The sequence below is a fragment of the Bacillus cereus group sp. BfR-BA-01310 genome (assembly GCF_022664325.1).
Classification (GTDB): Bacteria; Bacillota; Bacilli; order Bacillales; family Bacillaceae_G; genus Bacillus_A; species Bacillus_A paramycoides.
Window position 1 is genome coordinate 15,600 of sequence record NZ_JAKUHD010000030.1, and the last position, 19,830, is coordinate 35,429.

Here is a 19,830-nt window from a genome sequence, read left to right on the forward strand (position 1 = left end):
TGTTTAAAAAATATGATACAAACTTATCCCTAAACTAAGGACAAATAAAACAAGCGCAGGTATCGCTTTCTTAAAGGGATCTCTCGCTAATACAATAAGAGTTAAGGCAGCTGCAAGCATCGTACCGCCTAACAAAAACCCTGCCAATAAAGCTGCTATTGGGAACCAAATTCCTATCAACATTCCAATTGCTCCTACAATCTCAAAAGCCCCAGTTAAGAAATTAAAAAACGAAGGTAAACCAAATCGTTTGAACTCATCTGCCATTTTCCCAGATATAATTTTCGTACCTGTCATTAAAAAGAACAGAAACAACACAACTTTTACAATATTAATTAATATTAAAATAGTAATCACATCTTTCTTATTTATTTGATAAAAACTCAGTATTGTTCAGATAGAAGCCACTGCCTTTACCCTATTTCCTGAGATTAACCTTATTGAGGTTGATTCAATTTAAATTCCCCTTTCCAATATTAAAGGGATAAAAATTATATGCTATAGCATATACAATATAGAAATTTGACTAGTACTAGACAAAAAATTGATCTTAAATCACATATCATACAAAATAAAGCTATCTACCCATTCCTTCAAACAAAATTATATGCTATAGCATATATAAAACGGAGTTTGTTCCTTATAAATAACATAGCATCAATAAGGAACAAGTATTAATAGCGTGTATCATACAATTTGTTTAATAATGATTGTAATAATTTGATCTCTTCTTCACTCAAATTACTCGTAACCAAATGGTGAGCGTCTTTCACTACAGGCAAGATTGTTTTCTTTAACTCGTCACCTTTTTCAGTTAAAAAAAGGTTGTGTGAACGTCTATCTTGGTCATTCAAAACCTTCTTTACAATCCCTTTTCTCTCCATTGACTGTATCATTCTTACGACAGTAGTTTGATCTTTATCAATAGCTTCTGCTAACTCTTTTTGAGTAGTCCCCCTTTGGCTACAAAGTACACTAATAATCCCCCACTGCTCTGGTGTAACTCCATAAGGCTTTAATCTCTTGGTAAAATAATTGGACATTTTCACATCAGTACGATGAACAAGATAGCCTATTAAATCATGTAAATTCATATATCACCTCGATAAATTAAGATATAAAAGGGTATAACATATCAATTATTCACAGTGAATTTGCTTGTTTTACTAATTATATGCTATGGCATATATATTAAAGTAGGTCATTTTAATTGTCAAATGAATTACCTATTATTTTTCTACGGCAAAATTCATTCCATACATTATAGAAGAAATATCTAATTTGATAAATTCCTCCAGTGATATTTCTTCATTTATTGTAGCGTTCTTGTTCTGTATGGCGTGCTACTCTAAGTACGACGTTAACTAAATTCAAATTCATTTAATTATCGGCTTAGCTAGATTGCCTTAAAATTAGATTCCATTTAAAGCTAATTCAATATGTGCTATTGCTATTACTATTGCTCCTAATAGCTTTATTAGTTACACCAAATTAGAATTTTAAAAAAGAGGGCAATAATCCCCCTCTTTTTATGACTGCCCGGATTGCGTATCCCTTATTATGTAACATAGCCACGATTCAATTGAGTTAGCTTTTCATTGGTATTAAAAATTCTTTAACACCAGATGCTTGAAGTCTGTTCTTGTGCATTTCCGCTTATTTTTCTTCAAATACATAGATGCCTCCAGCTTCTTTTGTTTCTTGATTCTCTGTCCATATTTTCCAATGTGAATTTCACTGGAAGTTTCTTTGATTTGATAACGCCCAGATAAAAGCTTCCTTATCTAACTAATCAGCAAAAAAACTTGTAGGCATCATTATCTAAAGTTTTATTTTGCTCTACCGATTTAACCTCTCGACAGCTTCCGCGCTTGTATCTACACGTTTAACGAAAAAAACTAATAGTAGTGCAACAACATTCATGCCAAGCGCTACATAGAATGAATATTGAATTCCGGATAATAAAGCCTTCTGAGTTAATATTGCCTTCGTAGTTTCAGTGAAGGTTGTTGGATCTACATTAGCTATTAGACTTTCAGCTTTTGTTTTTGTTACAGAATTCATAATCGTAACAAGAATAGCAGTACCAATTGAACCGGACACTTGTTGAGCTGTATTATTAACAGCTGTACCGTGCGGATTTAAGCGAGTTGGTAATTGATTAAGGCCATTTGTCATAAGTGGCATCATCACCATCGCCATCCCAAACATCCGCAGTGTGTAAATAAGAATAATATGTATGTGACTAGAGTCGATTTGCAGGTTTGCCAGCATATAAGTTGAAACAGCTGTAATGGAAAGTCCTACTATACCAAGAATCCGAGGGCCATATTTATCAAATAGTTTACCTGTAATTGGTGACATAACCCCCATTATTACCGCACCTGGAAGCATCATCAGCCCAGAGCTCAGCGGCGAAATGCCGCGGACGTTTTGTACATAAGCTGGTGTTAAAATCATACCCGAAAACATGGCCACTGCGTTGACAATTGCAATTACAGACGCAAGTGCAAACATTGGGTACTTGTAAACACGTAAATCCAATAACGGTTCATTCATTTTTAATTGACGGATAATGAAAGTAATTAGGGCAATAGCGCCTATGATTAAGGTTGTTAAGACAACTTTATTCGTCCAACCATCGGAGCTTGCAGAACTGAATCCATATAACAAACCGCCAAAACCGACAGAAGATAATAGTAATGAGAGATAATCAAGTTTTGCATTTTTGTTTTGTTTCATGACATTCTCCGATTTCCAAATCCCTAACAGTAAGCTAATGATTGCTAACGGTAAAATCATTTCAAAAAGCAAACGCCAGTCATAATACTCTACAATATAACCCGATAGTGTCGGTCCAATTGCTGGAGCTGTAATCATAACTAATCCAAAAATCCCCATTGCTGTTCCCCTTTTTTCTCTTGGAAAGCTTACTAGCATAATATTCATTAACAAAGGCCCCATGACTGAAGAACCTGCTGCTTGGACCATCCGGCCAGTAAGTAATAAACCAAAGTTCGGTGCTAAAGCCGCTAAGGCCGTACCAAGAATAAAAATCACCATAGATGTAATAAATAAGCTCCTATTGGAGAAGCGGGTTATTAAAAATGCTGATGCCGGAATTAATATACCACTTACAAGCATATACCCTGTAGAAAGCCACTGGATCGTTGAATAATCTTTAATGTCTAAATCCTTCATTATTGATGGCAAGGCTACATTTAAAAGCGAGTTATTTAGAAATGAAACAAATGCCCCAATAAAAAGGATTACAAGCATTAAATATGGTGGTTTTCTTTTATGTAATGTTTCACTCATATATTCATTTGCCCCTTCATTATAAATTCCATTGATTAGTTTAAATCGTTTGCATATCTGCACAAGAATACATTGTCCTTGCAGTATTTTGCCAAACTCTTCGAATGGATATTCTTTTTTTAGCAATTCTACTTGCTCAACATAACATTTTAATATCTTTTTTATTGATTAAACCTTTATAAACATTTAAATAAGATTTTGAATGAATATTTAAACACGTTTGTTAACCAAAATTAAATTAGGCTGAAATAAATAAAAGGAGCAACTGAACATACCCTTCTAAAATAAAGTGAAACTTTAATTAGTGGGAGTTTTACAGGCAGCCCCCCATCTAGCTGCTTTGCTTTCGCTGAATTTTGAGGTGGAGGTGCCTTACTGCCCGCAAATAGCGGGATAAATCAACAAGACCACACACCCATTCCTTTAAATACGGGCTTGTAAATCTAGTTATGTAACCATCCATAAAAAGGAATTTTACATAGGCTAAGTCTAACATTACATTTTTAAAGTGAGGGGAATAAGCTTATGAGCCAATATTGGTATTTGAATTCACAGGGAAACGGGGAGCAATATAGTAACCAAATTTCAACGTCAGCATTATATTTACAGCCCCAAATAACTAAAGCTGAGGGAATGAATGGTCTGAAGATTCCTGAGGATTGGAGTTATCGAGTCTATCCATTTGGTTGGGATTCACCAACCAATTATACGGGTTTCAATCCCCAGCCCCCTCCCTTCTCTTTAGGTCAGCCAATTCATTATGCAGGGATGATGCCCCAAGGACATCCTGCTAATTGGACTCCATTACCAGGCCATGCAGGTTTTAATTTTCATAAACCTCCCCTTCCTTGGGCCCAACCATTCAATCATACAGGGATGTTCGCACAAGGTCATCTTGCCGCTTTACTATCGCCACCAGCCAAAGCTTTTAATTTTAATACCAATAATAACTGGGGTATTTTTGGAAATCCTCCAGGATGGGGAGGACAGGTAAGTCCCATGGGATGGGGGAATAACGGAGGTAACGGTCAGCCCGGAATGCTTGGAAACTTACTGACAGTAGGAAAAGGCACCATGAATGGAATCGGAATGCTTAGTAGTCTAATCGGTATGGGAAAGTTCTTTTTTTAGTTAATTAGAACAGGCGGATAGGTCCATAGCCCAGAATAAAAAAACATTTCCTTTTCCATTGATTTAATCTTCTCAAACATGCCCCCTCAATGTATTTATTGTATGCTTCCCATACTCCCTCCAAGTTCGTTCCCTCGTCTTTCAAATTATAAAAACATCAAGAAAAGACATTCCAAATATGGAACGTCTTCTTTCACTGTATAAAACCATTCAACAATCTGAAATATTCTAATCAACATACTTCACTCATTTAACGAAAGATACTTGTTAATTGCATAAAGCTCTTCTAACTTTCCTTGCGAAACTTAGCGGATCATCAACGTCTTCGATATTAACGTAAATTAAATTTGGATCATCACATAACCACTCATTGTGTATAGACGAAACAATTATTCCTTGTTTAATAATTGTAGCAACAAATTCAGTAACTTCCTTTTGTAAGAGTGCTACCCGGCCTAGACATAATGCCCGTCCAGTTTTATTATCTCTTGATTCGAATGAGAAGGAAGTTGTTACTCTAAAACGTTTTCCTAAGATTGTTGCTTGTATTTCATCCCGATTTATTGTTGCCACGCATTTTCCACCGGCGAATCCTTTTTGGCCGCCGATAATTCTTGCAAACTGTTGACAAATTGATTCCTCATTAATCGCCATACCTTTAATCATCCCCCCTTTTACTGTTAGGTTATGAATTCATACATAGGTCTGAAACGGTAATGAATCTATTCTGTTACAAAAAAGATGATGGCAATCTAACAAAATCTATTAGCTCAATCATTCTTGATCATATGAATTGTTACCGGAGTTTAAATGATGCAGAATTTTTTGTTATGAGATGTTTTTCCTTTTTAGCTTGATGGGTATGGGGTGCTACTCCATCGCTATTAAGTTAAGAAACACATTCTTCCCCAAATGTTCAGTTGAAAAATGTCTTAGACTGCATGTAGTTGGTATAACTAGATTCCTCTATTCTTGTTTTCTAAATGTAATACTGAAAAGATTTGACCTTATCATTGGAGGGCACATAGATCATGAACTATGAAATAAATTTTTAGATAAACCAAAATAACAAGCAAAAGCCCCTTCAAATTCGAAGGGGCTTTTTAGTATATAGAAATTAGCTTAAATCAAAGATAACATCTCTTAAAAGGGGGCATTTTTATATTATTCAGGTTTATTGAGGAGCCTTCGTTTGAAGCAACTTTAACCCCATACCAATAAAAATCATTCCTGTTACTTTATTTAGAATCATTCCTACCTTTTGATTTCCTCTTAATTTTTTTGTGACATATGAAGAGAAATAAGTAACAAATAAACACCACAATAGTCCAGTTACTGTAAAAGTAAGTCCTAAAATGATAAAAGGCATAGGACCTGAAGCCTTTGTATCTATAAATTGCGGAAGAAACGCAATAAAGAATAAAGAGACTTTTGGATTCGTAAGACTTGTTAAGAGTCCTTGTAAATATATCTTTCTAATGTTCAATTTATTGGATGAGGCTTGGAAAGCTACATTTGTCTTATCAAGTATCATTTTAATCCCTAAATATACAAGATAGATAACACCTATAACCTTAATGGTGTTAAATAACACAATGGATTTTGTAAGTATAATAGATAAACCAAAAGCAACCAATAACGTATGAACTAAAGAACCAGTAATAATACCAAAAACAGAATACACACCTGCTTTTCTACCTTGTGAAATACTTCTCCCCACAATATACATGGTGTCTGCGCCAGGAATTAGATTTAATAAAATCCCTGTTAGTAAAAACACTTCATAATTAATAATACCGTACATTTCAGCACCTCTATCTATTTTTTTGGTGCCCTTATTGATATTAAATTAAATAAAAGAAAAAGAAAAGTGTTTTCTATTTATTCAATAAAATCAGTGACTTTTTGATTTACAACCAATAATACTGATGGAGCGTATCATTCGTATTGCGAACCCAAAACTCACTATTGAATAAGTAAAACCCCAGAAATCCAAAGGTCTCTGGGGCATCATTATATATCTATCTCTTTTTGTTTTTTGTTTTGTTTATGTCTATAAAGGAATTTTCGACCTGTTAGAGAAATCAGTAATAAAATCATTATTAGTACTAAAAATTGCATAAATGATAAATCAAAATATTTAGCACCTGTAACAATTAAAAGTGTAGAAATCGTACCTTTTACAATGAAAAAAATAATAATCCATAATCCGCCTTTTTTCCAGTTCATTTTTATTTTACCCTTTCTTACGTTTAAATTCTTAAAAGATTTAGTGATAGTCCTTGAAAGTGACATCTTAATAGAAATCTATTACATTAATAAAAAAGTCATGTCTAATTAAATGTGACGATTCTATAGTAAGTGAAAATGATATTCATTGTCAATTTTATTGACTATTTTAATTCCAATCGTCTCATACTGGAATGGTTTGAATAACTATTCTTTTCATCTCAATCTCTTTCCACTTTGTTTCTTCTGGGTAATGAGCTCTTGTCTTCTAACGAAAAACACCTCCATTAAATTTGCATACTTAGTATGCGAATTCAAGAGGTGTTTTTTGACATTTGATCATTATAAATTTAAATGGAGGTTTACTTTCCATATTTTTATGCGGCTCAACAATTTCCGTAGTTTCTATCAGTCCATATTTTCCAAAGTCTTGTTTTACCGAGTCAATATCATAGAAATACATTTTTACCCCTTCCATTATCTCGAAGTAGTCTTTCCCCAGTTGTTTACCCTTCCCAAACATTGGGGCATCTTTTGAAATAGTAGTAAAAATCATATATCCGTTTGGTTTTAGTTGACTATAGCAATCTTGAATAAACTTCTCTCTCTCATCCTTATTCAATAAATGAATAAGTGCATAACAAAATATACCGTCATACAGTTTGTTATCAAAAGGCATATCCGTAACTGAACCATGGAAGAAACCAGCATTAAGCTCATTTTGTCTTGCCAATTCAATCGCCGTTTTTGAAATTTCAATACCTGTTACATGTATTCCGTTATCAATAAAAACCTTTGCATTTCTGCCATATCCAATACCAGGAATCAATATATCCTTCACTTTCTTTTCAAGGAAAAAGTCCTTCGTCAAAATTGCGGAATCTGAAGCTTCAAATCCCCACATCATTTGATTTTCTATAAAACTTGCTTCCCAAAATTCTGTCATACATCAATCTCCTTCAAATATATCGTTGTTTACCGTTGAATGTTGAAAAATCATCGCATATTCACGAAATTGTATCAAATTTCAACATTAATTCAAAACAAAAAGCATTGGATATCCAATGCTTTTTCACACTTACGCAAATAGAGACGTATTCGCATATAAAGCTGGTGAACCACCTGAATGTACGAATAAAATGTTGTCTTCTTTATTAAATTTACCTTTTCTAATTAAGTCGATCAATCCCGCTACTGCTTTACCTGTATAAACTGGATCAAGTAAAATACCTTCCGTTTTCGCAAGTAACTGAACTGCTTCCACCATTTCTGGCGTTGGTAAAGCGTAACCTGGTCCTACATATTCATCAAAGCATGTAACTGCTTCGCGCGGAATAAAGTTTGGAATACCAACATGAGCTGAAGTTTCATCTACAAGTTTTGCTACTTTCTCTTCTTGTTCCGCTTTTCCTCTACTTACATTTATCCCGATTACAGGTATTTTACTTTGTGTTCCAGAAAAACCAGTAATTAAACCTGCATGCATACCAGCGCTACCACTTACACAAACAACTGAACTGAAATCAATTCCTTGCTCAAATGATTGCGCCATAATTTCTTGCGCACAAGCAACGTATCCCATTGCACCAGTAGGATTTGATCCACCAACTGGAATTACGTACGGTGTATTCCCTTTTTCACTTACTTCTTTCGCTACTTTATGCATTTCTTCCATAAGGTCTGTTCCGTTCGGTACAACAATTACGTTTTCAGCACCTAATAAGTGATATAAAAAATAGTTTCCGTTAAAGTCTGGCTTTTCTTCTGGCTCAAGCCCTTCTTCTAATACAAGGATACATTTCATTTTTTCTTTTACCGCAGCTGCAAGTGTTAGACGGCAATGGTTTGACTGGATGCCACCTGCTGTAATTAACGTATCTGCACCTTTTTCCTGCGCATCCGCAACTAAAAATTCTAACTTTCTCGTCTTATTACCGCCAGCTGTTAAACCAAGTAAATCATCTCGTTTAAAATAAATAGTCGGTCCACCAAGTGCTTCAGAAAAATTGTTTAACTTTTCAATTGGTGTATATGATTCTGTATATTTTTTTCTCGGGAATTTAGCTAAATTCATCAATAACGCTCCTTTTATACTCTTTCACAGTAAATGTAACCATACTATTATTACATGGAAAAATGATGAAGTCACCTTTCCTGTTTAAAAATATATCGTTCGTAGCTTGAAATATATCAACGATTTTCTTAACATATCGATTTATCAACAATAAACGACAAACAGAAACCAATTTCTCATCAATCAAAAAGAGACATAGAGATTTCTCTCCATGCCTACTTAGTTTTCTACCTCTTCACCGCATGAACATAATGCACCGTCTCAAAAGCTTCTAAATAATCGTTTCGTCCCTCAAAATATAATTTATTAATGTCCTCTGGTGATAAGTGCTCATAAATGAGTAAGCCCGATTTCTCTAACAGAGCTTCCATTTCTCCGTAAGAAAAACATGATTTCATCGGCTCTCCGCCTACCTCTGCCATTTTCACCATGTTTTCAACTCGATTGGACAACCCTTTTTCCGTAAATAAGTTTTCATCAGGGTAATCGAAAACGATAGAACTCCCTGCTGGAACCATCGCAAATAAACAGTCTATTAAACTAGAAAGTTCCTCTTTCGTTAAGTAATAAGTAACACCTAAAAGACTAAAGAAAGTCTTCTTATTTTCAAATCCTTCATTTACTAATTCTTGCTTAGAGCAGCCCTTAGTGAAATCCATCGAAACAAAATGAAGATTATTTGGAACTTCAAGTTCTGCTTCTTTCACTCTTTGCTTCTTAAACTCCTGCGTAGAAGGATGATCCACTTCAAATATTTCAATACTGTTTTCTAATTCTCGGTGTCTGAAACTGAAAGTGTCCAGCCCTGCACCAAGTATGACGTATTGTTTTGCTCCTAGTGTAACTTCATGTAACAGTACTCTTTCACAATATGCCGCACGTGCCAAAGGTGTTGGTGACAACTGAACTTGTGTAATCCATTTTAATATTTCTTTCGGATTGTCTTGAAACCGCTGCGCAATGTCTTTGTTGAAAAAATGTATCCCTTGAACCATGTTCATTTCAATATCCTTACGTTCTTTTTTTGAAATGAAATCTTTAGCTACATAATCATCAAAAATTTTAGGGGTATCAAACTCACTATGATACGCCCTTCCGAAAGCTGATACTAACGACGTTATACTTGCTTCACCTTTTTTCACACACATACACTCCTTCATTTTCACAACAAAAATAGGGTTCCCCTGGCCAGGAGAACCCTATTATACACCTCATTTTTATATTGGTAAATTATAGCATAATTAAGTTTTTTTGTCAAGTTTTCAGCCCGCCACCACTCCAACAATTTGCATATTCTCTAGCAGGAAGATTTCATCCTACACAGAATATTCCTGCTTATAACAATATAAATGGAGGCCATTATGAAAAGATTAGTCATTATTACAGTAGGAAAAACACACAGCGGGAAAACTACATTTGCAAGAGAACTAGAAAAAGAGTTACCTAACTCTTTCGTTATGGATCAAGACAACCAAGCTGAATTTATTAACACATATTATGAAAAATTGCAGCCAATAGAAGGACCGAATACATTGAAGCATGGTCTTTCAAAATTCATTGTTGATTATGCAAAAGAGTATACAAATTTACACCTTATTATTTGCAACTCAAATAGAAGCCGAAACGGACGAATGTATTTGCTGAATGAATTGTTTAAGAAAGAGGAATATGTACGCATATTAGTTCATTTTGACATTCCGGATGATGTACTTTATGAAAGAGTGGCACGTAGTCAGCGAAGTACAAATATATTTAGAGGTAACTATTCCAGTTTTGAGGAAGTACTCGTTCGGCAACAGGACGAATCACTGCACGAAGATGTAGTAGATCCTGTAGAAAATGAGGCTGATTATTTGTTTGTTATTCGCAATTGTAAGGATGTAAACTCTACTATAGAAGAAATTATTCATCTTGCTGAAGATTTGTCCCCTACCCCCAAATAAGAGATTATAAAAATTTCATAATCATAGATTATTATGCAAATACTTCCTCTTGGCGTCGCACATGGTATATAATGATAAAATAATCTACTTCTATATGCTCAAGTCTACACAAAACAGCTCACGCATATGAAAGAAAAGAGGTACAAAAATATGAAAACAAAACAAACGATTGCTGCGTCTACATTAGCTTTAGCAATGATTGCTGGCTCTAACTCAGCTCATGCGGAAGTAAATGATACTACTGCTCAGCAAAGTACTGGAGATCGATTAGCTGAAATTAAGCAACATAGACAAGAATTAGATGCAAAACTTCAGCAACACAAAGAAAATGTGGATCAAACGTTAAATGAACTTAACCAAGTTAAGAAAAATGCTGATGAAAAAGTAAACGAAATTAAGCAGCATAAACAAGTTGCTGATGAAAAAATCGGCGAAATTAAACAACATAAACAAGAGTTAGATGCAAAACTTCAGCAAGACAAACAAATCGCCGATGAGAAAATCGCTGAAATTAAAGAGCATAAAAAACAAGTAGATGACAAAGTTGCTGAAATTAAAGAGCATAAGCAAAATATCGATGACAAGGTTAATGAACTTAAAGATCATAAACAAACAGTCGATGAAAAAGTGAATGAAATTAAGCAGCATAAAGAGAACATCGATCAGAAGGTTAATGAACTTAAGGAAGTAAAAAAACAGGTAGATGAAAAATTAGCTGAGTTAAAGAAAGCGAAACAAACTGCTGAGGAGAAACTTGCTGAGCTAAAAGAAAATAAGCCGAATACTGGTAACACGTTAGAGGAACTTAAGAAAATTAAACAAAATTTAGATAGTCTTTCATCTAACTTAGAACTAGCTAAACAAGATGTAAAAAATAAACTAGCTGAGTTACAAGAGGCTAGACAGAACTTAATAAATAAATTGAACGAAATTAAGCAATCAAAACAAACTGTTTCAGATGATTTAACACAGAAAAAACAAGACTTAGATATCAAAATAAACGATTTTAAACATACTGAGAAAAAAATTGACGACAAATTAGCTGAGTTACATACAACGAAGCAAAATGTAGATAACAAAATTAATGAAGTATCACAATCGAAACAAACAGAGACAAATACTGGTACTACAAATGCAAACAATAACACTAGAGAACTTCCTAAAGCTGGTAGTGAACAATCAAGTAACGTGCCACTAGGAATGTTATCCATCATTGGTGGACTTTTATTATTAACACGCAATAAAATTAAAATGTTTTTCTCAAAATAAAGCAATTATAACTATTTTAAAATAATCTATGAAAATGACAACCGCACATTTATGTACGGTTGTCATTTTTTCTTTGTATTAACTTTTATATTAACTGTCCATCTCTAAGCGTCAATATACGATCACATACATCAAGCATTCTTTCATCATGCGTAATCATAATTGCTGCTTTTTGGCTTTCTTTCACTTCACGTTTCATCATTTCAACGACTTCACGTGCGCGTTTTGAATCTAAGCTTGCAGTTGGTTCATCAGCTAATATTAAATCTGGGTTGTTCATGAAAGCACGAGCGATTGCTACCCTTTGTTTTTCTCCACCAGATAGTTGATTTGGATAATGTTTTTTTCTTTCTCCTAATCCAAATGCCGCTAATAAATGATCCGCGCGCTTTTCTGATTCTTGTTTACTTTCTTTTTTTAGCTTTGCAATGTAAAGCAATTGTTCTTTTACATTTAAATATGGAACAAGGTTTGCGAATTGGAAAATGAAGCCGATTTTTTTCAAACGAATGTCTGTCATTTCCTTTTCTGATAACTTCGTAATATTTTGCTCACGAATGTAAATATCCCCTTTTGAAGGTGATAGTAATGCACCCGCGATTGATAATAATGTACTTTTTCCTGATCCAGAAGGACCAACGATTCCGATAAACTCTCCAGCTTTCACATCAAGCGACATCGGATGAAGGGCTGTTACTTCAGTATTCCCTTCTCCGTACACTTTACTTACTTTGTCTAATTTTAATAATGAAGTCATTACATCCCGCCTCCAATTGCTTCTAATGCATCAACTTTTAATACTTGGTATAACGAAATAAGTGTTCCTAAAATACTAATTACGATAAAGATTGCTGCATATTGTGCAATCATCGGTGTTGTTAATAAGAACGGCATACCCGCTGGTAAGATTTGTTCCAATCCTTGTACAAGGACGATACTAATAATCATCGCAACAACTGATAAGAATAACGCCTGCACGACTAAGCTATTTGCTAAATAAGAGTTTTTCGTACCGATTGCTTTTAATACACCTAATTGCTGTGTTTTTTGTAGTGTAATTACGTAGAAGAATACACCGATTAGTAGCGCAGCGATAACAAGTAAGAATGCAATGATCATCGTTAATGTTCCTTGCTCTTCTTTAAATCCTGGAATGCTTTGTAATACTTCTTTTTTGTCGATAACATGTGCATTTTTAATTTCTTTATCTGTATTAAGCGCAATTGCACTATAATCTTTTTGGTTTGGTTGTGCGATATTTCCCCATACATCTTCATTTACATAAACGACTGGTGTATGGCTAAACATTTGATCTTTCGTAAATCCAACGATTTTAAATTCTTTCTTTGAAACAGGATCGATAATTGTATCCCCAATATCGACTCCTTTTTCTTTAATTGATTCGTCAGCAACCATTTCGTTATTTGCTGTACCTAATTTCTCACCTTTTACAATTTTCGGTTCTAAAAATGAAGCACGTTCACTTGAGAAAATAGCGACATCAACTTTTTTCGAGCTATCTTTCTTTTCATAAGTTGAAACTTTCACGCGAAACGGAACTGCCTCTTTCTCGCCTACTTGATTTACTACGTTATCTACATCGTCTTTCTTAATTTGTGAACGAAGTAATTTATTTTCCGCATCATCCGCTAATACAAATTTATTTGCCTCCATATTTTGAATGGACGAAGCATTATCATATGATAATCCATTTGCTAATCCTGAAATGACAAGGACTAAAAATGATAATAAAACCATAATGAGTCCGATTAATCCGTATCTTAATTTTGATTGTTTTAATTCACGCAGAGCTAAAAACATTTCGCTCGCTCCTTCCTCTTTCTTTCTATGCACCTATCATAAAAAAGAAATATGAACGGAATATGAACAGAAGATTACAGAGGAAAGATTAAATTTTCAGAAATTATTGAAAATACCTAAAATCCTTGATACAATTCAGTCAAATAATATTGACCGAGTAATTTAATTTGAGGAGTTGATCATTTTGAAGCCCATGTTAACACTAACTACTTATAGCCAACTAAAAGCAATAAGCGATCCACTACGTGTCGAAATGATGATGCGTCTATGCGAACGTCCTTATACAGGACAACTACTATCTGAGAAATTCGGCATTCCAAGGGCGAAAATTCATTATCATTTAAAAGAATTAGAAAAGAATGGTTTTATAGAGATTGTTTATACAGAAGAAAAGAATGGCATCGTTCAAAAGTTTTATCAATCTGTCGCTAGAGGCTTCACCCCTGCCGCGGACCTATTACCTCATTTAGAAATATTAAGCGAATCAGGTCGCCAAATCTTTTTACAAATGACAGAAAGAACGAAAAGCCATATTCTCGCTGCACCAGAAGAAGCTTTTACATTACGAAAAGTAAGTGAAGATCCAGCTGAGTGGAATTACGTTTCATCCTGCTGGGAGTTTGATGCTACGCCCGAACAATTTCAAGTGTGGGTGAAAAAGTTTCATGAATTAATGTATGAATTAAACGAAATCACAAAAGGTGCAGATAAAGATCCAAATAGTAAAGCTTATTATATTTCTACTACTGCACTTCAAATCGCTGAGAGAACAATGCAGCAATTTGTTAAAGAAGAAGAAAAATCGTAATACGATTTTTTTTACACCAACGGTCAAATTTATTTTACCGAATAAATTTAATATAAAGGAGTAGATAAAATGGACGTATTAAAAAACCGGAATTTCCTCTTATTATTTTTAGGGAGAATTTTTACAAACATAGGAGATAGCTTGTATTATGTAGCCGCGATGTGGCTCGTATATAAACTTAGTGGCAATCCTTTTTATTCTGGATTGGCTGGTTTCCTTACATTATTACCTTCTGCATTACAATTTCTTACCGGTCCATTCGTTGATAGATGGTCAATAAAAAACACCCTCGTAATCACACAAGTTTTGCAATGCATCCTTATATTAATCATTCCTATTACACACTACTTCGATCTACTAACAGTTCAATTACTACTCATCATTATGCCCATCGTATCCTTTATCGAACAATTCGCCTATCCCGCACAATCAAAAGCTTTACCACTTCTACTGAATAAAACACAATTATTAAAAGGAAATTCACTCTTCTCATTTGCTTATCAAGGAATTGATTTAATTTGTACAACTCTTTCTGGAATATTAGTAGCACTACTTGGCGCAATTACTTTATATGTAATCGACTCCTTTACATTCGCGATTACTGCCCTTTTATTTATTTCATTAAAAATGCCGAAACAAACTGAAGCCAGCACATCACTTTCACCTAAACAATATTTCTCTGAATTAAAAGAAGGCTTTTCAATCGTCTTTCGTTCTTTAATGAGAGTATTCCTAATCGGTTCAGTTGTTGCCAATTTTTCTATCGGTATGACGATGGCAATACTCCCTTCTTTCGCTGATTCTTTAGGAGGCGTGAAATCATATGGCTTCTTCTTAGCTGCTATATCAGCAGGTAGTCTCATCGGTGCATTATTCAGTTCATGGGTCGGCAAACGTAATGTTGGCCGTGTCTCCATTATTAGCTTTGCGACTGGCGCTGTTTTTTGGTTTCTCTCTACAATCGTACCCTTTCAATGGCTGTCTATTTTCTTATTCGGCCTAGCTTGGATTCCAATTGGTGCCACCAACATATTATTTGCGACAATTAGTCAAATTGTAATTCCAAATCAATATATTGGACGCATCAATTCAGTCATGCGAAGTATGGGTACAATCGCTATGCCATTTGGTTCTTTAATTGGTGGATACACCGCAAATATATTTAGTAGCCAACTCATTTTCGCACTCGCTAGCATCGGGATTTTATTTATTTCTCTCGTATGGCTACTTCATCCGAAATTACGTTCATTACCGAAAGCTAATGAAATTACGGCGGATACTTTTGGGGTTCGGTTTAAGGAAGAACGTGGGAGAGGTGCGGCTTTATAGCGGAAAGACAATATTATCTGAGCAGTAATGTGTCGAGATAGTAAAATTATTTTATTTTAAAAGCTCAAACAAGCATAACCCCGTTCTAAATTTGGGACGGGGTTAAAAATATAGTTATTTAATTTTGGATGTAAGGTACTTCACTAGAAATATAGCAATAACGTCGTTTAAAAATCTAAGTTTTATTCAACAATAGCACCCTTTAATGGAATAACTAAAACGTTCAGTTAACGATTTGATGGCCAAGACCCCTGCATTTTCCTTAATTGAATAATTTGGCCTGTATGATAAGCATCGTGAAGCATGATGTCCAGTAATTTCCCCTCAAGTGAATTTTGCTCAAGCTCTCTTTCGGAAATCGCACTTAATACCTGTCTTAAATTACGTTGAGCACTTTCAGAACGTTCAACGACTTCCTTCCATTCCTTATCATCATTGGATTGTTCGGTAAGATAAAAGGTTTCATCACCGTCGAGATTATGTGTCCATTCACGACCTTCCAAGTTTGCAGCAAGTCTCTCTTTGTAATAAATGAGATGATTAACGTTCTCCCAAATGGTTTTCGTTCCCTCTCCAGATGGTTTCCAGATAGCCTGTTCGGCTGTAAGTCCTTCTATAGCATGTTTAAACGGTGCATACCAACTCTCTTTATCGAATGTTGAATCTAGAACGTTTAACAACAAGTCAATTCGCTTCAAAGTAATCTCCTCCCTAAATAGTTAAAGTTTCAATAAAATCCTTATAACTCTGTAGGGATTCTACATTTTCAAATAAACTTCCTGCTAGTCTTATTCCCACAAACTGGCTCAATTATGGAATAGAATGACTCGCATTTTTCAAACAACTTTTTGTCACTTTACACGTAAGTGACAATATATCGGTGATTTTTCAAATATATCGACCAATCGAAAAAAATTAACAACAAAAAAAGAAGAGGCAGTTCCAAAAACAGCCTCTTCCTTTTCATTTATTTAGGAAGCTCAACCCGAACAGTCGTCCCTTCCCCCTTCGTACTATATACCGAAACCTTTCCATTATGCAGTTCAACGATCTTCTGTACAATAGATAATCCTAAACCACTACCTTCTATATTTCTCGTTCTTGCTGTATCTACTTTATAAAAACGATCAAAAATACGGTCCATTTCTTCTTTTTCCATACCAATTCCGTTATCTGATATAGAGATCATAACGCTAGATTCTAATTCTTCTACAACAAATTCAACGGTCCCGCCATCGTTTGAAAACTTAATGCTATTCGTAAAAATATTACTCCATACTTGATGAAGTAAGTTTTCATCACCTTTTATGACGATGTCCGGCACGTCAAATTCAACGGCTATATCTTTCTCACGCCACTTCCATTCGAGCATAAAAATGACGTCTTTAATTTGCTTTTGTAGATGGAATTCTTTTATTTGTAGAACCTTTTCTTCTTTATCTAAAGAAGCTAGCGTCAGCAATTGTTTACAAAGACTAGACATTCGCTTACTTTCGCCCTCAATAATTTTCAAGTAACGTTTTCTTTCATCTTCACTCATATTCTCCGATTGTAACGTTTTCGAAAAACCTTGTATCGAAGAAAGTGGCGATTGGAATTCATGAGAAACGTTAGAAACGAACTCTTGTCTCATTTGGTCTAATTCTTTTATACTTTTCGTCATCTTTTGAAAATTAGTTGCTAGCGTACCAATTTCATCTTTTCGATTTTCATCTAATTCGATATCATATTCACCACTTGCAATCTTTTTGGTAGCTTTCGTAAATGTTCGAATTGGACGAACGATATAACCTGCTGCAATCGCTATAAAAATGATACTTAATACAACGATAAAACCGAGTAGTACCGCTAGAAAAATTCTCATCTCACCAAATTGTTGCTGAATGTCAGGGCGGATGAATAGAGCATACTGTTTATCACCATGTTTTAATGGGACACCTACACTATTAATTAATTCATTATCGAAAAACCCTGTAATAAACAAGCGGGTTGGATATGTGGAAACGCCATTAAACGTTTCACCTTGCAATACTTTATGAACTGTATCATCACTAATAGTTATCTTACGAAACGCATTCCCAATACGCTTTCCATTCTTTTGATCATCTACAATATAAATTTCATATCCTAATTTCGCAATAGATTGTAAGTATGCCTCTTTATTTTCTTCGCTTTGCTTTTCGTATAACGATTTTACTTCTTCAGCATACTTTAAAATCTTTTCACTATTGTACGGTTTTAACTTCACTTGATAGTACACATTCGTTAATAAAAAACCGATAATACTACTAAGTAGCATAATGCCAACTGTCATAAAAACAAATCTAGAATACAGTGATTTCATCTTATTTCAACTCCAACTTATAGCCGAGTCCACGCACTGTTGTAATTTGAAAATCATCTGTTCGTTTTGAGAAACGATCTCTAAGTCGTTTCACATGAACGTCAACTGTCCGTTCATCCCCTTCAAAGTCCATTCCCCACACTAACTCAATTAATTCTTCTCTCGAAAATGTTCTTCCAGGATAACTAGCAAGCTGCGATAATAATTCGAATTCCTTTAATGGCAGCAAAATCGTCTGACCGTTACACTTCACTTCAAATCCTTTTCGATCAATTGTCGTTCCGTGTAGCGTAATAATGTCGGCACTAAGCATTTGATAACGACGCAATAAAGCTTTCATACGGAAAATTACTTCAGCTGGCTCAAATGGTTTTACAATATAATCGTCAGTACCAGAAATGAATCCTTTTTCTTTATCAACTAACTGATCTTTTGCAGTTAATAAAATAACAGGTATATCATGATACTTTCGAATTTCTTCGCATAACGTATAGCCATCAATAAACGGCATCATAATATCCACTATCGCAAGGTGAATATTTTCTTTCTCTAATATGGACTGTGCTACCTTTCCATCTTCAGCCTCAAAAACTTTAAACCCCTCTTTTTGTACATGGTAATGTAATAACTCTCTAATATGTTTGTCATCATCAGCTAATAAAATATGTATCATTTTCATTAAACCCTCTCTTGTTCATCCTTCTACATTCTTACATTAAGAAAGAATTGGACTTTTTGCAAGAAAAAGAAAAACAAAATGCTATGACACGGTTGTTTGGAATACAGTTGGATTAGTATGGTAATGTAGCTTTGGAATAAAGATTGATAAATACTACCCAACAAGCAAACATTTTACGATAAAGTAAAACTTTAATCAGAGGGGGGCCATCCCCCTCTGATTATTAGCCCACAACAATCGGGCTTTTACGGGCAGTTAATCTCCTACCTAACTTCCTCGCATGTGCCGAATTTTGAGGTGGGAGTCTTACTGCCCGCAAATAGCGGGATAAATAAAAAGAATCTATTTTGAAAAAAGATTGATCAAAATAGATTCTCATACTTTCGCATTAAGATATATTTTTATAAACAAATTCTAACTCTTTTTAAGTAGCCTCTTATTAAGCCTTAGAAATATCAACAAATCCTTCCCCAAACACATCACGAACATCGTGTATAGCGATGAAAGCACTCGGATCAGTAGATTGAACAATCCGTTTTAACTTCATTACTTCTTGCTTATTAATAACAATATAAAGAATGTCCTTCGGGGTTTTTGTGTAATAACCATGACCTGAGTATACGGTAACCCCTCTGTCCATTAAGGTAGTCACCTGTTCGGCAATTTCATTCGGTTTATCAGAAATAATCGTAATGGCCTTTTTCGGATTCAAACCTTCGATTACAAATTCCATCACTTTTGTTCCTACATATAACATAATAATTGTCAGCATCAGCTTTTCTGCACCAATGATGAAATAAGATGAAAAAGCAACTATTAAATCGAAAAACAACAGACCATAGCTAATGCTCCATCCTAAATACTTATGCGTCATCCTTGCTAAGA

General features: G+C 34.6%; 20 protein-coding genes and 1 pseudogene. 5 read left to right on the forward strand and 16 right to left on the reverse strand.

Features of this window, described 5'->3' with window-relative positions; translation table 11 throughout:
- Positions 1 to 3 precede the first annotated feature (3 nt).
- The 4 genes and pseudogenes from MR109_RS26655 to MR109_RS26670 all read right to left on the reverse strand — a co-directional run bounded on the left by MR109_RS26655 (position 4) and on the right by MR109_RS26670 (position 3,318).
- Positions 4 to 354, reverse strand: coding sequence for a DoxX family protein (locus MR109_RS26655; protein ID WP_025148609.1), 351 nt, complete (start codon positions 352 to 354; stop codon positions 4 to 6).
- Between the two features lie 320 nt (positions 355 to 674).
- Positions 675 to 1,094, reverse strand: a complete 420-nt coding sequence (locus tag MR109_RS26660) for a MarR family winged helix-turn-helix transcriptional regulator (protein WP_242274485.1) — start codon at positions 1,092 to 1,094, stop codon at positions 675 to 677.
- Positions 1,095 to 1,558: 464 nt separating this feature from the next.
- Positions 1,559 to 1,728, reverse strand: a pseudogene (locus MR109_RS26665) (YdhR family protein); the annotation flags it as partial.
- A 111-nt stretch (positions 1,729 to 1,839) separates the two neighbouring features.
- The gene (locus MR109_RS26670; RefSeq protein WP_025148610.1) at positions 1,840 to 3,318 is read right to left on the reverse strand and encodes a DHA2 family efflux MFS transporter permease subunit; all 1,479 of its coding nucleotides are present in this window, start codon (positions 3,316 to 3,318) and stop codon (positions 1,840 to 1,842) included.
- Between the two features lie 525 nt (positions 3,319 to 3,843).
- On the opposite strand from MR109_RS26670, the gene MR109_RS26675 reads away from it, so the two are divergent.
- Positions 3,844 to 4,449 (forward strand): hypothetical protein, encoded by a 606-nt coding sequence (locus tag MR109_RS26675; protein WP_242274486.1) that lies wholly within the window; start codon positions 3,844 to 3,846, stop codon positions 4,447 to 4,449.
- 267 nt (positions 4,450 to 4,716) lie between these two features.
- Here the strand turns inward: MR109_RS26675 and MR109_RS26680 are convergent, their stop codons facing one another.
- The 6 genes from MR109_RS26680 to MR109_RS26705 form a co-directional block, all read right to left on the reverse strand.
- Positions 4,717 to 5,115 carry a DUF1259 domain-containing protein gene (locus tag MR109_RS26680; RefSeq protein ID WP_025148612.1) on the reverse strand — a complete coding sequence of 133 codons (399 nt, stop codon included), beginning with the start codon at positions 5,113 to 5,115 and terminating at the stop codon, positions 4,717 to 4,719.
- Between the two features lie 508 nt (positions 5,116 to 5,623).
- Positions 5,624 to 6,253 carry a LysE family translocator gene (locus MR109_RS26685; RefSeq protein WP_242274487.1) on the reverse strand — a complete coding sequence of 210 codons (630 nt, stop codon included), beginning with the start codon at positions 6,251 to 6,253 and terminating at the stop codon, positions 5,624 to 5,626.
- A 209-nt stretch (positions 6,254 to 6,462) separates the two neighbouring features.
- On the reverse strand, positions 6,463 to 6,678 hold the full coding sequence (locus tag MR109_RS26690; RefSeq protein WP_025148613.1) for a hypothetical protein: 216 nt from the start codon (positions 6,676 to 6,678) through the stop codon (positions 6,463 to 6,465).
- Positions 6,679 to 6,979: 301 nt separating this feature from the next.
- Positions 6,980 to 7,624: a class I SAM-dependent methyltransferase gene (locus MR109_RS26695; RefSeq protein WP_242274488.1), complete on the reverse strand. Its 645-nt coding sequence runs from the start codon at positions 7,622 to 7,624 to the stop codon at positions 6,980 to 6,982.
- 132 nt (positions 7,625 to 7,756) lie between these two features.
- Positions 7,757 to 8,752: a D-cysteate sulfo-lyase gene (gene cuyA, locus MR109_RS26700; RefSeq protein WP_242274489.1), complete on the reverse strand. Its 996-nt coding sequence runs from the start codon at positions 8,750 to 8,752 to the stop codon at positions 7,757 to 7,759.
- 227 nt (positions 8,753 to 8,979) lie between these two features.
- The gene (locus MR109_RS26705; protein ID WP_242274495.1) at positions 8,980 to 9,900 is read right to left on the reverse strand and encodes a class I SAM-dependent methyltransferase; all 921 of its coding nucleotides are present in this window, start codon (positions 9,898 to 9,900) and stop codon (positions 8,980 to 8,982) included.
- A gap of 213 nt (positions 9,901 to 10,113) precedes the next feature.
- On the opposite strand from MR109_RS26705, the gene MR109_RS26710 reads away from it, so the two are divergent.
- Entirely contained in the window at positions 10,114 to 10,695 is a 582-nt protein-coding gene (locus tag MR109_RS26710; protein WP_242274490.1) for an ATP-binding protein, read from the forward strand.
- Between the two features lie 150 nt (positions 10,696 to 10,845).
- The gene (locus MR109_RS26715) at positions 10,846 to 11,964 is read left to right on the forward strand and encodes an LPXTG cell wall anchor domain-containing protein (protein WP_071718993.1); all 1,119 of its coding nucleotides are present in this window, start codon (positions 10,846 to 10,848) and stop codon (positions 11,962 to 11,964) included.
- A gap of 85 nt (positions 11,965 to 12,049) precedes the next feature.
- On the opposite strand, the gene MR109_RS26720 is transcribed toward MR109_RS26715, so the two are convergent.
- A complete protein-coding gene (locus MR109_RS26720) occupies positions 12,050 to 12,721 on the reverse strand; it encodes an ABC transporter ATP-binding protein (protein ID WP_048373050.1) in 672 nt (223 codons plus the stop codon).
- On the reverse strand, positions 12,721 to 13,785 hold the full coding sequence (locus MR109_RS26725; RefSeq protein ID WP_242274491.1) for an ABC transporter permease: 1,065 nt from the start codon (positions 13,783 to 13,785) through the stop codon (positions 12,721 to 12,723). Before MR109_RS26725 ends, MR109_RS26720 begins: the two co-directional genes overlap by 1 nt.
- A 184-nt stretch (positions 13,786 to 13,969) precedes the next feature.
- Between MR109_RS26725 and MR109_RS26730 the strand changes: the two genes are divergently transcribed.
- On the forward strand, positions 13,970 to 14,593 hold the full coding sequence (locus MR109_RS26730) for an ArsR/SmtB family transcription factor (RefSeq protein WP_242274492.1): 624 nt from the start codon (positions 13,970 to 13,972) through the stop codon (positions 14,591 to 14,593).
- A 69-nt stretch (positions 14,594 to 14,662) separates the two neighbouring features.
- The gene (locus MR109_RS26735) at positions 14,663 to 15,922 is read left to right on the forward strand and encodes an MFS transporter (RefSeq protein ID WP_025148622.1); all 1,260 of its coding nucleotides are present in this window, start codon (positions 14,663 to 14,665) and stop codon (positions 15,920 to 15,922) included.
- A gap of 227 nt (positions 15,923 to 16,149) precedes the next feature.
- On the opposite strand, the gene MR109_RS26740 is transcribed toward MR109_RS26735, so the two are convergent.
- The 4 genes from MR109_RS26740 to MR109_RS26755 form a co-directional block, all read right to left on the reverse strand.
- Positions 16,150 to 16,620, reverse strand: coding sequence for a DinB family protein (locus MR109_RS26740; RefSeq protein WP_242274493.1), 471 nt, complete (start codon positions 16,618 to 16,620; stop codon positions 16,150 to 16,152).
- Positions 16,621 to 16,889: 269 nt separating this feature from the next.
- Positions 16,890 to 18,266 (reverse strand): sensor histidine kinase, encoded by a 1,377-nt coding sequence (locus MR109_RS26745; protein WP_178939522.1) that lies wholly within the window; start codon positions 18,264 to 18,266, stop codon positions 16,890 to 16,892.
- Position 18,267: 1 nt separating this feature from the next.
- Positions 18,268 to 18,945: a response regulator transcription factor gene (locus tag MR109_RS26750; RefSeq protein WP_002172629.1), complete on the reverse strand. Its 678-nt coding sequence runs from the start codon at positions 18,943 to 18,945 to the stop codon at positions 18,268 to 18,270.
- A gap of 439 nt (positions 18,946 to 19,384) precedes the next feature.
- Positions 19,385 to 19,830: YitT family protein (locus tag MR109_RS26755; RefSeq protein WP_242274494.1), on the reverse strand; the 446-nt coding region annotated here is incomplete at its 5' end.

What these genes read in the sequence shown, in the direction of transcription:
- MR109_RS26660 (WP_242274485.1), bottom strand. Translation starts at nt 1,094, where the DNA reads ATGAATTTACATGATTTAATAGGCTATCTTGTTCATCGTACTGATGTG.
- MR109_RS26670 (WP_025148610.1), bottom strand. Translation starts at nt 3,318, where the DNA reads ATGAGTGAAACATTACATAAAAGAAAACCACCATATTTAATGCTTGTA.
- MR109_RS26675 (WP_242274486.1), top strand. Translation starts at nt 3,844, where the DNA reads ATGAGCCAATATTGGTATTTGAATTCACAGGGAAACGGGGAGCAATAT.
- MR109_RS26680 (WP_025148612.1), bottom strand. Translation starts at nt 5,115, where the DNA reads ATGATTAAAGGTATGGCGATTAATGAGGAATCAATTTGTCAACAGTTT.
- MR109_RS26685 (WP_242274487.1), bottom strand. Translation starts at nt 6,253, where the DNA reads ATGTACGGTATTATTAATTATGAAGTGTTTTTACTAACAGGGATTTTA.
- MR109_RS26690 (WP_025148613.1), bottom strand. Translation starts at nt 6,678, where the DNA reads ATGAACTGGAAAAAAGGCGGATTATGGATTATTATTTTTTTCATTGTA.
- MR109_RS26695 (WP_242274488.1), bottom strand. Translation starts at nt 7,624, where the DNA reads ATGACAGAATTTTGGGAAGCAAGTTTTATAGAAAATCAAATGATGTGG.
- cuyA (WP_242274489.1), bottom strand. Translation starts at nt 8,752, where the DNA reads ATGAATTTAGCTAAATTCCCGAGAAAAAAATATACAGAATCATATACA.
- MR109_RS26705 (WP_242274495.1), bottom strand. Translation starts at nt 9,900, where the DNA reads ATGTGTGTGAAAAAAGGTGAAGCAAGTATAACGTCGTTAGTATCAGCT.
- MR109_RS26710 (WP_242274490.1), top strand. Translation starts at nt 10,114, where the DNA reads ATGAAAAGATTAGTCATTATTACAGTAGGAAAAACACACAGCGGGAAA.
- MR109_RS26715 (WP_071718993.1), top strand. Translation starts at nt 10,846, where the DNA reads ATGAAAACAAAACAAACGATTGCTGCGTCTACATTAGCTTTAGCAATG.
- MR109_RS26720 (WP_048373050.1), bottom strand. Translation starts at nt 12,721, where the DNA reads ATGACTTCATTATTAAAATTAGACAAAGTAAGTAAAGTGTACGGAGAA.
- MR109_RS26725 (WP_242274491.1), bottom strand. Translation starts at nt 13,785, where the DNA reads ATGTTTTTAGCTCTGCGTGAATTAAAACAATCAAAATTAAGATACGGA.
- MR109_RS26735 (WP_025148622.1), top strand. Translation starts at nt 14,663, where the DNA reads ATGGACGTATTAAAAAACCGGAATTTCCTCTTATTATTTTTAGGGAGA.
- MR109_RS26745 (WP_178939522.1), bottom strand. Translation starts at nt 18,266, where the DNA reads ATGAAATCACTGTATTCTAGATTTGTTTTTATGACAGTTGGCATTATG.
- MR109_RS26750 (WP_002172629.1), bottom strand. Translation starts at nt 18,945, where the DNA reads ATGAAAATGATACATATTTTATTAGCTGATGATGACAAACATATTAGA.